Source organism: Bacillus sp. FSL R5-0523 (genome assembly GCF_037975295.1).
GTDB lineage: Bacteria > Bacillota > Bacilli > Bacillales > Bacillaceae > Bacillus > Bacillus subtilis.
On the sequence record NZ_CP150251.1, the window covers coordinates 3,209,029 to 3,220,918 of the forward strand.

An 11,890-nucleotide genomic window follows, 5' to 3' on the forward strand; every position below is an offset into this window, starting at 1 on the left:
TGAACAGACTGCTTTTTGTCTATTGTTTGTTTCGATGCGCTTCATTTAATTCCTTAATATGCTGAATGATCTCTTTAATGCCCTGCTTTGCATCAGGGTATGTCGCATTCCAATGCTTAGCGAGCGGAGGCATGCTTTTGGCTATATGGGTGTACAAAATCCATTGCTTCACTTCTTCTTTTAGCTCATCGTTTGTTTCACCAAGCAGAAGCTCAGTATACTTCTCCAGCAATCCATCCAGCTGCTCCTGAAGTTTTTGTTCCATTTTCCATCTTCCTTTCGAAAAAACAGCAAGGAGCTTTCTCAATTGAAAGCTCCTTCGCTGCGTTATTTATCCATGTGATGTGAAAGCCGCTTCCTGGACAATGCATCTGCCCCTGCCATGAGGAATGCAAAGAGGCGTTCCGAAGAGCGGGTCCTGTGTAACCTGACAGTTCATAGAAAACACATTTTGCACAAGATCACAAGTGATGACCTCTTCCGGACGGCCTTCTGCGTAAATCCGTTTATCTTTTATGGCCACAAGATGATGCGCATAGCGGCACGCCAAGTTTAAGTCATGGAGAACCATAACAATCGTCCGGTCTTCCTTTTCATTCAGCTCAAACAGCAAATCAAGAATTTCAATTTGATGCGTCATGTCTAAATACGTCGTCGGCTCGTCTAGAAGGATGATATCCGTTTCCTGGGCTAGCGTCATCGCAATCCAAGCCCGCTGGCGCTGTCCGCCTGACAAAGAATCAACGGCGCGGTCAGCCATGTCCTCAAGCTTTGTTGCTTTAAGCGCTCTTTCAACTGCTTCCTCATCCTCTTTTGACCACTGCTTCAGCCAGTTTTGGTAAGGATATCTTCCTTGCTTCACCAGCTGATGCACCGTCAGCCCCTCTGGAGCCGAAGGACCTTGAGGCAGGATTGCGAGCTCTTTTGCGACTTCCTTCGTCGGAAGCTTGGCAATCGCTCTTCCTTCCAGCAGCACTGAACCGCCTCTCGGCTTCATCAGGCGCGCTAATGAACGTAAAAGTGTCGATTTTCCGCAGCCATTGCTGCCAATAAATACGGTAATTTCACCTTTGGGAATTGTTAAATTCAACTCATCAATAATAACGGCATCCCCGTATCCTAAGCTCAGCGTTTCTGTAGAAATTGCACTCATACCCATAACCGCTCCTTTTTGCTGGCTTTTTAGCAGCACTATGTATTGCACGTTTTCTATATACATGCTTTTAAGTCAATTATCATCAATGCAAGTGATTCCAATATTCAGCCATTTGATATGGTCATATATCCCTCATTGTAGCAGAAAACACTGACTTTGAAAATCATTTTCAATTAGTTTTATGGACATAATTGACGTTTATAGGTTTTTTATCACAAGATTACTTCTTGATTTCTCTGATGGAGCCGTCCTTCAGCTTCAATTTTAAATCGATATGATCATAATGACTGTCCAGATTAAATGCTGCCAGCACACTGTGTATCACTTCTGTTTCAGCCATTTGGTCTGTTACGGAAAGCTCGCTCAAAATCATTTTCATCTCATCCAATGCTTCTTCTCCCTCCTGATTGACACCGGAGAGCTTATCCTGTATTTCCGCTTTTTCCTGAGTTCCGTTCTTTGTATAGATTCCTTCATAACGGTTATGCTCACCATCCCCGTAGCTCACACGAAGCGAAAAATTACTGTAGGGAACGGACTTCAGCTGGGTGACGGCTGTATTTTCTCCTTCTGCCTGCTGCTGGTCTTCATTGAAACGGCAGCCCGCAATCAGAACCACTGCGAGACACACAGCCCCGGCTGCTCTGATCAAATGCATATGTTTCCCCCCTGTAGGATTCCATTTATTTTAGGTATATCCAGAGAATGAAATCCTCATTCAGAGAAGAATTGAAAAAGCCGGGGCATTTAACGCCACGGCTTTTTCTTTAAGATTCGGTCATTTGTAAAAAGGTTTCGGCGTCACGCACAGCCAGCTTGATGGCATTCTCCCAGAAATCGCGCTTCGTGATGTCAGCGCCCAAATGCTTCATCGCCAAATCCTCCACTGTCATAGAAGCCGTATCTCGCAATAGCGCCATATACTTCTCTTCGAATGCGTTTTTTTCTTCAAGCGCCAGCGCGTAAATGCCAAGAGAAAACAGGTAGCCGAATGTATAAGGGAAATTGTAAAACGGCACCCTCGTGATGTGAAAGTGAAGTTTTGATGCCCAAAAAAGCGGATGATATTCTTCTAACGCATTGCAGTATGCCTCTCTTTGCGCCTCTTCCATCAGCTCATTCAAGCGGCTGGCCGGTACCACTCCCCGCTTTCGTTCCTCGTAGAATCTCGTTTCGAATAGAAATCTCGCGTGAATGTTCATGAAGAACGCAACACTTCTTTGCACTTTATCCTCCAGAAGAACAAGCTTTTCTTCCTTTGTCTCGGCCTGCTGGACAGTCGCGTCCGCCACTATCATCTCTGCAAACGTTGAAGCCGTTTCCGCAACGTTCATAGCGTAGGAACGGTTTAACGGCCTGACGCCGAGCATTGCTTCCTGATGGAACGCGTGCCCGAGTTCATGCGCAAGAGTAGAGACATTTGAGGCGCTGCCCGAAAATGTCATGAAAATCCGGGATTCCCCGCTGTCAGGAAAACTGGTGCAAAAGCCGCCGACTCTTTTTCCACTCCTGTCTTCCGCCTCAATCCAGCCGTCCCGAAACGCTTTTTCAGTGAATGAGGACAGCTTTTTGCCAAACGTTGAAAACTGGCTGGTAATGATATTTGCGGCTTCATCATAGGAATAGACCTTTCCGTCAGAACCGATCGGTGCCTCGACATCGTACCAGCTGAGTTTTTCAAGGCCGAGCATGGATGCTTTCCGGTTCAAAAACTGAACGAACGGCTTCTTGTTTTCAGTGATGACCTTCCACATCGTATCAAGTGTTTCTTTTTTCATCCTGTTAATTTGCAGCGGTTCCTTCAGGACATTCTCCCAGCCGCGCGCTTTATAGGTTTCAAGCCGGAATCCCGCCAAATGATTCAGCGTGCTGCTGAAAATATCTTGCTTGCTCTCCCAAGCTTGGCGGAAACGTTCATATACTGTTTTTCTGACAGTACGGTCTTGATGGTCCATCATATTCTCCGCCTGACCGACAGACAATTGCTTGTTTTCACCGTTTTCGTCATAGGGGATCGTCATTTTCCCGACAACCATATTGTATAGGTCACTCCAAGCGTGATATCCGTCCACCGCAAGGTTCCCGATCAGTTTTTCTTTACCTGGGCTAAGCTTTTCGGCAACCCTCTGTCTTCTTTCATTTAATATGTAAGATACATCGCGCAATCCCGGTTTTGTTAACAATTCATTCCACACGTCTTGATCAATGTCCACAAGTTTATGATCTAATGTAACGAGCGACGATTGAAAATCTGCGGAAAGCCGGTTCATGAGCGCCTGATGCTCTATAGCCTTTTGATCATTGATATTCTGGGCCTGAAGGCAAGCAACAAAAGCGCCGGCCTGCTGAAGCTTGACGGATGTCTGTTCGAATAAATCAAGCAACGCGGTCAGCCCTTCAGCCTCTTCAGGCGATTCAGGCACCTGAAACGCATCAGTCCTGTCTTGAAATGCACGCAGACTTTGTGACAGCTTCTCAATATATCCTTTGAATTCTTCTGATTGGCTCCCGCCCTTAAAAAATGAATCAAGATCCCATCTTTGGCCTACCCCTTGCAGCGCCATATCACAAAACCCCTTTCCTTCTTTCGTTCTATTATAGAACAATTCTGAATTGTTGTATAAAAATTTCTTTTACAGGCGTCATTTCCTGTTCAGGATAGTACAATAGCTGTAGCAGTTTAATAGGAGGGATAGGATGAATAAAAAAGTAGCAATCGTAACGGGAGCGTCCAGCGGCTTCGGTCTGCTGGCAGCTGTAAAGCTTGCCCGATCATTTTTCGTGATAGCCACATCAAGACAGCCTGAAAAAGCGGAACAGCTTCGGGAATTGGCTGCAGCACACAATGTGTCTGATTCCATTCTCATTACAGCTCTCGATGTCACCGATGAACAATCTATAGTCTCATTCGGAAAAGCCGTTAGTGCTTACGCCCCGATCGACTTACTCGTTAACAACGCCGGAACGGCTTATGGAGGTTTTGTCGAGGATGTGCCGATGGAACATTTCAGACAACAATTTGAAACGAACGTCTTCGGTGTGATCCATGTGACAAAAACCGTTCTGCCTTACATAAGAAAGCATGGCGGCGCAAAGATTATAAACGTGAGCAGCATCAGCGGACTGACCGGATTCCCAGCGCTGTCGCCATATGTTTCTTCCAAGCATGCATTGGAAGGTTTTTCTGAAAGCCTGCGTATCGAGCTGCTTCCGTTCGGTATCGAAACCGCTTTGATCGAGCCGGGCTCATACAAGACATCGATCTGGTCAACGTCATTATCAAATTTTATGTCGGTGCCTGCTGACGATTCAGCCTATCATCAATACTATAAAAAGATCCTTTCCTATGTTCAAAAAAACGGAGAAGAAAGCGGAGATCCCCAAGAGGTTGCCGACCTCATTTATCAATTGGCAACAAAACAGCACATAAAGAAATTGCGATACCCGATCGGAAAGGGCATCAAGCTCACCCTGCTATTCCGATCGCTTTTTCCTTGGTCTGCGTGGGAGTCTATCCTGAAGAAAAAGCTATTCAAATAACCTAAATTATAATTATTATAATTTAGTATTTATTTTTATTTAGTATATGATATAATTAAATCAACAGATCACAAGGAGGACGTTATCTTATGAAAACTGAAAATGCAAAAACAAATCAAACATTAGTTGAGAATTCACTGAACACACAATTATCAAACTGGTTTCTTTTATACTCTAAGCTCCACCGTTTCCATTGGTATGTGAAAGGGCCTCATTTCTTTACATTGCACGAGAAATTTGAAGAACTTTATGACCATGCGGCTGAAACAGTGGATACCATCGCTGAGCGCCTGCTGGCGATTGGCGGACAGCCTGTTGCCACAGTGAAAGAATACACTGAGCATGCATCTATCACAGACGGCGGAAACGAAACATCAGCTTCAGAAATGGTACAAGCATTGGTAAACGACTACAAACAAATCAGCAGCGAATCTAAATTCGTGATCGGCCTGGCTGAAGAAAATCAAGACAATGCGACAGCGGACTTGTTTGTCGGATTAATTGAAGAAGTTGAAAAACAAGTGTGGATGCTTTCCTCTTACTTAGGATAAAAAAAGCTGAACCCTATTTGGGTTCAGCTTTTTGTTTTTTTCTTAGCTTGAACTGCTTTCTGTCTGCTTGGTCAGTGTCGCGTTCAACGTTTTCGTTTTTCCCTTTCGCAGCACTTGGATTGTTGTTTTATCTCCGACTTTTAAGTCTTTGTAAAGGATCTGACGGATATCCGCACTGCTTTCTACGTCTTTACCGTTTAGTTTGACAATGACATCCTCAGATTTAATACCTGCTTTTTCTGCCGGCGAATTTGCTTGAACTTCTTTTACATAAACACCTTTGCCCAATTGATCTCCAAACAGGCCGAGCGTATTTTCCTGATAGGTTTCAGGAACCTGTGACATGTCAATCATCTGCACGCCTAAAAACGGACGGTCCACCTTCCCGTTTTGCAGCAGCTGGTCAACAATCGGCTCGACATCATTGCTTGGGATCGCAAATCCAAGTGATTCCACGCCGCTTTCGCTCACCTTCAAGCTGTTGATGCCGATGACCTGGCCGCTTGCATTGATTAATGGGCCTCCGCTGTTCCCCGGATTGATCGCTGCATCAGTTTGCAGCACGTTCATTTCCACCGTCCCTTGTGTTGTATCCACATCAATTGTCCGGTTCAGTCCGCTAATGATGCCTTGTGTCACCGTACCGGAAAACTGCTGTCCGAGCGGGTTACCGATAGCGATTACCTTTTCGCCCGTGCGTAGCTGTGAAGAATCACCAAAGCTCGCCACTTTTTTGACGTTCTTGCTGCTGATTTCCAAAACTGCCAAATCAGTAATGGTATCGCTGCCGACAAGCTTGGCAGTTTCCGTTTCTCCGTTGTATAGCGTAACAGTCAGCTTGTTCGCGCCTTCAACGACATGGTTGTTTGTAATGATATACGCTTTATCGCTGTCTTTTTTGAAAATAACACCTGACCCGGTTCCGCTTTCACTTTCTGAGCTGGAGCCTCCTCCCGTGCCGAATGTGTTATTTTGAGAGGTTTGGATATTTGAGATTCCGACAATCGTAGGCTCTAAATCCTCTACCATATCAGCGATGTTTGATGCGTTCGTTATCGGCGCCGTTGTAAAATTATCAGACTGCACCTGTTTATTTGCGGAAGCGGTCTCGGTCGCCTGATTTTGGTCTGACGGCAGATAAGGCGCGATGCCAAGCATGAGGCCCCCGCCGATAATACCGCCTAAAATCGGGCTCAGCCATGCGGCTCTCCGTTTCTTTTCTTTTTTCACAGCCGTTTCTTGCTTTTCCATTTCTAAAGCAGAAGCCGTTTCCTGCCGTCCCGCTTCATACGACACAGGCGCGTCAAGCAATTCTTGTTCAGAATGTCCAATCAGCTTCTGGTTTTCTGTATTCTGCTGTTCTGTATGTGAAGGTTCAGTTTGATGTTGATCGTTTTGGCCATCACGTCGATAATCCATGTTCTTACACTCCTTTAACGGTTATTCATTTATCGTTACATATTCATCGCATGTACAAGTTCAATTGTCCCAATAATGAGGAGAAAAGCAAAGCACCAAAATAGAATATGTTTGATCATCCTACATCTTCCTCGCTCTTTTTCTCTTCCTTTCTTCCCTTAACCATATCATAAACAAACATTGTGGGATAAAAATGAAAAGAATATGTGAAATTATGAAAATTGCCTGCCGTATGTTAAAACTAGTTTATAATGACGTTGAAAGGATGTGAAGAGCCTTGTCATACACCATTTATCTAGTTGAAGATGAGGATAACCTGAATGAACTGCTGACGAAGTATTTAGAGAATGAGGGCTGGAACATTACATCTTTTACGAAAGGTGAAGACGCCAGAAAGAAAATGACACCGTCTCCCCACCTATGGATTCTCGATATCATGCTGCCGGATACCGACGGCTATACATTAATAAAAGAAATCAAGGCGAAAGATCCTGACGTGCCGGTCATTTTTATTTCCGCCCGAGATGCGGATATTGACAGAGTGCTTGGCTTAGAGCTTGGCAGCAATGACTACATTTCAAAGCCGTTTCTGCCGCGGGAGCTGATTATCCGTGTGCAAAAGCTGCTGCAGCTCGTATATAAGGAAGCTCCTCCTGTACAAAAAAATGAAATTGCCGTCTCCTCGTATCGGGTCGCTGAAGACGCCCGCGAGGTCTATGACGAAAACGGGAATATCATCAATTTGACGTCAAAGGAATTTGATCTGCTGCTATTATTTATCCATCATAAAGGGCATCCGTACTCTCGTGAGGATATCCTCCTAAAAGTGTGGGGACATGACTACTTCGGAACAGATCGGGTCGTTGATGATCTCGTCCGGAGACTGCGCAGAAAGATGCCTGAATTGAAGGTGGAGACGATTTACGGTTTCGGCTACAGGATGATGTCATCATGAAAAACAAGCCGCTCGCGTTTCAGATATGGGTTGTCATATCCGGCATCCTGTTAGCGATATCGATTTTACTGCTTGTGTTATTTTCAAACACGCTGCGAGATTTTTTCACTAATGAAACGTATACGACGATTGAAAATGAGCAGCATGTTCTGACAGAGTACCGCCTGCCAGGTTCGATTGAAAGGCGCTATTACAGCGAGGAAGCGACGGCGCCGACAACTGTCCGCTCCGTACAGCACGTGCTCCTTCCTGAAAATGAAGAGGCTTCTTCAGACAAGGATTTAAGCATTCTGTCATCTTCATTTATCCACAAGGTGTACAAGCTGGCTGATAAGCAGGAAGCTAAAAAGAAACGTTACAGCGCCGACGTCAATGGAGAGAAAGTGTTTTTTGTCATTAAAAAGGGACTTTCCGTCAATGGACAATCAGCGATGATGCTCTCTTACGCGCTTGATTCTTATCGGGACGATTTGGCCTATACCTTGTTCAAACAGCTTCTGTTTATTATAGCTGTCGTCATTTTATTAAGCTGGATTCCGGCTATTTGGCTTGCAAAGTATTTATCAAGGCCTCTTGTATCATTTGAAAAACACGTCAAACGGATTTCTGAACAGGATTGGGATGACCCAGTAAAAGTGGACCGGAAAGATGAAATCGGCAAATTGGGCCATACCATCGAAGAAATGCGCCAAAAGCTTGTGCAAAAGGATGAAACAGAAAGAACTCTATTGCAAAATATCTCTCATGATTTAAAAACGCCGGTCATGGTCATCAGAGGCTATACACAATCAATTAAAGACGGGATTTTTCCTAAAGGAGACCTTGAAAACACTGTAGATGTCATTGAATGCGAAGCCCTTAAGCTGGAGAAAAAAATAAAGGATTTATTATATTTAACGAAGCTGGATTATTTAGCAAAGCAAAAAGTGCAGCACGACATGTTCAGTATTGTGGAAGTGACAGAAGAAGTCATCGAACGATTGAAGTGGGCGCGGAAAGAACTATCGTGGGAAATTGATGTAGAAGAGGATATTTTGATGCCGGGCGACCCGGAGCAATGGAACAAACTCCTCGAAAACATTCTGGAAAATCAAATCCGCTATGCTGAGACAAAAATAGAAATCAGCATGAAACAAGATGATCGAAATATCGTGATCACCATTAAAAATGACGGTCCGCATATTGAAGATGAGATGCTCTCCAGCCTCTATGAGCCTTTTAATAAAGGGAAGAAAGGCGAATTCGGCATTGGTCTAAGCATCGTAAAACGAATTTTAACTCTTCATAAGGCATCTATCTCAATTGAAAATGACAAAACGGGTGTAACGTACCGCATAGCAGTGCCAAAATAGACTGTAGATGTTTTGCAGTCTATTTTTTTATGTGAAAGAATAGCCGTTAAAATCTCTGTAATTTGTTTTGAGCGGCTGTTTGCATTGATGAACCCATTTTTTCTCTGACAAGGTCTGCTTCGGATATTTGACTTTCTCCACTTTGATTCCTCTGTTTCGCAAGCGGCTGATCATTTCGTCCAATTCTCTCATTCTAGATTCACCCTTTCGCTTGAGCTTTGACCATTCGGTCATCTCAATTTATAATATAAATAATACATGATAAAAAAACAAGTTACAATAAGGTTAATTTTATAACAGACGGTGTGACTATATGGTCATATCCTAGCAGGCCTCCGGGCTCCGAAAGGGTGGAACCATTGAAGGAAAAAGAAAAACTGATTATTGAAACAGCCTTAAAACTATTTGCCCAAAAAGGATACAACTCAACATCAGTCCAGGAAATCGCAAAAGAATGCAAAATATCTAAAGGCGCTTTTTATATTTATTTTCCTTCGAAAGAAGCGCTTCTTCTCTCTATGCTGAACTACTATTATGATAAAACGTTTACCCGAATTTTAAATATTAAAACGAAGGGCGACAGCCCCAGAACGGCTTACCGTAAACAGCTGACCGTCCTCTATGAAAACATTCTTGAACACAAAGATTTTATCAGCATGCAGTTGAAGGAGGGTTCTCTGCCTTACACAGAAGAAGTGGAGCAATGCGCAAAAAAAATCCGCCAGTCCTCACTTCAATTTCATATCGACAGCCTGCTGAACATCTATGGAAAAAAAGCGGAACCCTACACTGCTGAGCTTTGTTTTTTAATAGAGGGCATCAGCCAGATTTACCTGGAATGCATGATTTTGCTCGGGTACACTGTGAAGCCGTCTCAATTAGCTGATATCATTATGAACCGAATTGATGATATGGTAAAAGGCATGTCTGAACGAAACGATAAGCCTTTCATCACATTGGAAGAGGCGAGCTCTTTATTCGGGCCTCTTACGCACGGACGGCCTGACCCGCTGACTGAATCAATTGTGAAAAGCCTACGTGACAAAATTAACAGCTTAAACACAAACTCCTCTCTTGAATTATCGGAGAGCTTGGACATACTTGAAGCAGAAATGAAGAAAAAAACACCGAAGCTGGCGATCATAAAAGGAATGATTCATAATCTGACGGAGTCTGAAGCTCTCGCCAAAGATGCGGAGCAGCTTAAATATTTATTAAAACAGCAACATATTTAGAAGAACGGCTGCTTAAAAAGCAGCCGTTCTTTCTTTCTATTACGCCTTTGGTTTTACCATGTCTTCCGGCTTAACCATTTCGTTAAATTGCTCCTCTGTCAGCAATTCAAGCTTCAAAGCTGCTTCTTTGAGCGTCAATCCCTCTTTATGGGCAAGCTTGGCGATTTTCGCCGCGTTTTCATAACCGGTATGCGGGTTCAGCGCCGTAACAAGCATTAATGAATTTGACAGGTTTTCCTGAATGGTTTCTTTATTAGGCTCAATACCGACAGCACATTTATCATGGAATGAATTCATGCCGTCACTGAGCAGCTGTACAGATTGCAGGAAGTTGTAAATAATAACAGGCTTAAACACGTTCAGTTCAAAGTTCCCCTGACTCGCCGCAAAGCCGATTGTCGCATCGTTCCCCATGATTTGCGCTGCGATCATTGTTAACGCTTCGCTTTGTGTCGGGTTGACTTTACCAGGCATAATGGAGCTTCCCGGCTCATTTTCAGGAATGACGATCTCCCCGATGCCGCAGCGAGGTCCGCTTGCGAGCCATCTGACATCGTTTGCGATTTTCATTAAGTCCGCCGCAAGCGCTTTTAATGCGCCATGCGCATAAGTGATTTCGTCATGGCTTGTCAGGGCGTGGAATTTATTCGGTGAGCTGCTGAACGTTTGGCCGGTCAGCTTAGTGATCTCTTCTGAGACAAGCTCTCCAAACTCTGGGTGGGCGTTGATACCCGTTCCGACAGCCGTTCCACCAATTGCAAGCGCACGCATTTTATCTGTCGCTTCCAAAATCATTTCCTTCGAACGGTCCAGCATGTGAACCCATCCGCTGATTTCCTGTCCGAGGGTCAGTGGCGTAGCATCCTGAAGATGCGTGCGTCCGATTTTGACAATATCATTGTATGCTTTTGCTTTTTCATCCAGTGTATTGCGAAGCTGATCAAGCGCCGGCACAAGCTGCTCGTAAACAGCCAAAACAGCGGCAACATGCATCGCAGTCGGGAATGTGTCGTTTGAGCTTTGGCTTCGGTTCACGTCATCATTTGGATGAATCGTTTGATCAGAGTTCTTCTCTTTTAATAAAGCAGTCGCACGGTTGGCTACCACTTCGTTCATGTTCATATTGCTTTGTGTGCCGCTTCCGGTCTGCCATACGACAAGCGGGAAGTTGTCATCGTACTTGCCTTTGAGCACATCATCACAAACAGCTGCAATCGCTTCTGCTTTTTCAGCATCCAGATTGCCGAGGCGTTTATTAGCTAGAGCAGTGCTTCGTTTTAAGATTGCAAACGCCTTCACAACACGCATCGGCATTTTTTCAGAACCGATCTTAAAGTTCTCCTTGCTTCGCTGTGTTTGGGCGCCCCAAAATTTATCAGCAGGAACTTTTACTTCTCCCATGGTGTCTCGTTCAATTCTGTATTCCATTTATGTATCCCTCCATAACGGTTGCTTCAATAGATCATAATTCGCCAATGACACAAAAAATCCTTTTTATTTTTCGATCTTGGCAGATTTTAATTTTAATTCAAGATATACGCGGGAATCCTTTGAATATTTGTATTTTGGATTCGTCCTTCCGTACTCCTTTGATGTGTAAGAGACATCATAATGCTTTTCAAATGATCTAATGAGCTGTTCAATTTCTTCTTGTTTTCCAGCTAGCCTTACCTGTGCCACTT

The 11,890-nt window shown here is 44.1% G+C and carries 13 protein-coding genes; 5 read left to right on the forward strand and 8 right to left on the reverse strand.

Annotation, left to right across the window (positions count from 1 at the left end):
* Positions 1-19: 19 nt before the first annotated feature.
* The 4 genes from NYE53_RS16525 to NYE53_RS16540 all read right to left on the reverse strand — a co-directional run bounded on the left by NYE53_RS16525 (position 20) and on the right by NYE53_RS16540 (position 3,720).
* On the reverse strand, positions 20-307 hold the full coding sequence (locus tag NYE53_RS16525) for a YusU family protein (RefSeq protein ID WP_003228549.1): 288 nt from the start codon (positions 305-307) through the stop codon (positions 20-22).
* A gap of 24 nt (positions 308-331) precedes the next feature.
* Positions 332-1,159 (reverse strand): ABC transporter ATP-binding protein, encoded by an 828-nt coding sequence (locus NYE53_RS16530; protein WP_010886609.1) that lies wholly within the window; start codon positions 1,157-1,159, stop codon positions 332-334.
* Between the two features lie 217 nt (positions 1,160-1,376).
* Positions 1,377-1,814 carry a YusW family protein gene (locus tag NYE53_RS16535; protein ID WP_014477935.1) on the reverse strand — a complete coding sequence of 146 codons (438 nt, stop codon included), beginning with the start codon at positions 1,812-1,814 and terminating at the stop codon, positions 1,377-1,379.
* Positions 1,815-1,923: 109 nt separating this feature from the next.
* Complete coding sequence (locus NYE53_RS16540; protein WP_339245704.1) at positions 1,924-3,720, reverse strand: M3 family oligoendopeptidase; 1,797 nt, start codon at positions 3,718-3,720, stop codon at positions 1,924-1,926.
* Between the two features lie 133 nt (positions 3,721-3,853).
* Between NYE53_RS16540 and NYE53_RS16545 the strand changes: the two genes are divergently transcribed.
* Both NYE53_RS16545 and mrgA read left to right on the forward strand, forming a co-directional pair.
* Complete coding sequence (locus NYE53_RS16545; RefSeq protein ID WP_339245707.1) at positions 3,854-4,696, forward strand: oxidoreductase; 843 nt, start codon at positions 3,854-3,856, stop codon at positions 4,694-4,696.
* Positions 4,697-4,785: 89 nt separating this feature from the next.
* Positions 4,786-5,247 carry a metalloregulation DNA-binding stress protein MgrA gene (gene mrgA, locus NYE53_RS16550; protein WP_003228537.1) on the forward strand — a complete coding sequence of 154 codons (462 nt, stop codon included), beginning with the start codon at positions 4,786-4,788 and terminating at the stop codon, positions 5,245-5,247.
* A 42-nt stretch (positions 5,248-5,289) separates the two neighbouring features.
* Here the strand turns inward: mrgA and htrB are convergent, their stop codons facing one another.
* Positions 5,290-6,666 (reverse strand): serine protease Do-like protein HtrB, encoded by a 1,377-nt coding sequence (gene htrB, locus NYE53_RS16555; RefSeq protein WP_032726833.1) that lies wholly within the window; start codon positions 6,664-6,666, stop codon positions 5,290-5,292.
* 277 nt (positions 6,667-6,943) lie between these two features.
* Between htrB and cssR the strand changes: the two genes are divergently transcribed.
* The gene (gene cssR / locus NYE53_RS16560; RefSeq protein WP_003228529.1) at positions 6,944-7,621 is read left to right on the forward strand and encodes a secretion stress-responsive two-component system response regulator CssR; all 678 of its coding nucleotides are present in this window, start codon (positions 6,944-6,946) and stop codon (positions 7,619-7,621) included.
* On the forward strand, positions 7,618-8,973 hold the full coding sequence (gene cssS, locus NYE53_RS16565; protein WP_003228527.1) for a secretion stress-responsive two-component system sensor histidine kinase CssS: 1,356 nt from the start codon (positions 7,618-7,620) through the stop codon (positions 8,971-8,973). Before cssR ends, cssS begins: the two co-directional genes overlap by 4 nt.
* Positions 8,974-9,000: 27 nt before the next feature.
* Here cssS and spxO read toward each other — a convergent pair whose 3' ends face one another.
* Positions 9,001-9,165, reverse strand: a complete 165-nt coding sequence (spxO, locus tag NYE53_RS16570) for an anti-adapter protein SpxO (RefSeq protein ID WP_003221681.1) — start codon at positions 9,163-9,165, stop codon at positions 9,001-9,003.
* A gap of 167 nt (positions 9,166-9,332) precedes the next feature.
* Between spxO and NYE53_RS16575 the strand changes: the two genes are divergently transcribed.
* Positions 9,333-10,208 carry a TetR/AcrR family transcriptional regulator gene (locus NYE53_RS16575; RefSeq protein ID WP_003243192.1) on the forward strand — a complete coding sequence of 292 codons (876 nt, stop codon included), beginning with the start codon at positions 9,333-9,335 and terminating at the stop codon, positions 10,206-10,208.
* A gap of 39 nt (positions 10,209-10,247) precedes the next feature.
* Here NYE53_RS16575 and fumC read toward each other — a convergent pair whose 3' ends face one another.
* Both fumC and NYE53_RS16585 read right to left on the reverse strand, forming a co-directional pair.
* On the reverse strand, positions 10,248-11,636 hold the full coding sequence (fumC, locus tag NYE53_RS16580) for a class II fumarate hydratase (RefSeq protein WP_339245710.1): 1,389 nt from the start codon (positions 11,634-11,636) through the stop codon (positions 10,248-10,250).
* A 66-nt stretch (positions 11,637-11,702) separates the two neighbouring features.
* Positions 11,703-11,888 carry a YvzF family protein gene (locus NYE53_RS16585; RefSeq protein WP_003221676.1) on the reverse strand — a complete coding sequence of 62 codons (186 nt, stop codon included), beginning with the start codon at positions 11,886-11,888 and terminating at the stop codon, positions 11,703-11,705.
* Between the last annotated feature and the right edge of the window lie 2 nt (positions 11,889-11,890).

Coding starts and splice junctions, on each gene's coding strand:
- NYE53_RS16530 (WP_010886609.1), bottom strand. CDS start 1,159: ATGGGTATGAGTGCAATTTCTACAGAAACGCTGAGCTTAGGATACGGG.
- NYE53_RS16535 (WP_014477935.1), bottom strand. CDS start 1,814: ATGCATTTGATCAGAGCAGCCGGGGCTGTGTGTCTCGCAGTGGTTCTG.
- NYE53_RS16540 (WP_339245704.1), bottom strand. CDS start 3,720: ATGGCGCTGCAAGGGGTAGGCCAAAGATGGGATCTTGATTCATTTTTT.
- NYE53_RS16545 (WP_339245707.1), top strand. CDS start 3,854: ATGAATAAAAAAGTAGCAATCGTAACGGGAGCGTCCAGCGGCTTCGGT.
- mrgA (WP_003228537.1), top strand. CDS start 4,786: ATGAAAACTGAAAATGCAAAAACAAATCAAACATTAGTTGAGAATTCA.
- htrB (WP_032726833.1), bottom strand. CDS start 6,666: ATGGATTATCGACGTGATGGCCAAAACGATCAACATCAAACTGAACCT.
- cssS (WP_003228527.1), top strand. CDS start 7,618: ATGAAAAACAAGCCGCTCGCGTTTCAGATATGGGTTGTCATATCCGGC.
- spxO (WP_003221681.1), bottom strand. CDS start 9,165: ATGAGAGAATTGGACGAAATGATCAGCCGCTTGCGAAACAGAGGAATC.
- fumC (WP_339245710.1), bottom strand. CDS start 11,636: ATGGAATACAGAATTGAACGAGACACCATGGGAGAAGTAAAAGTTCCT.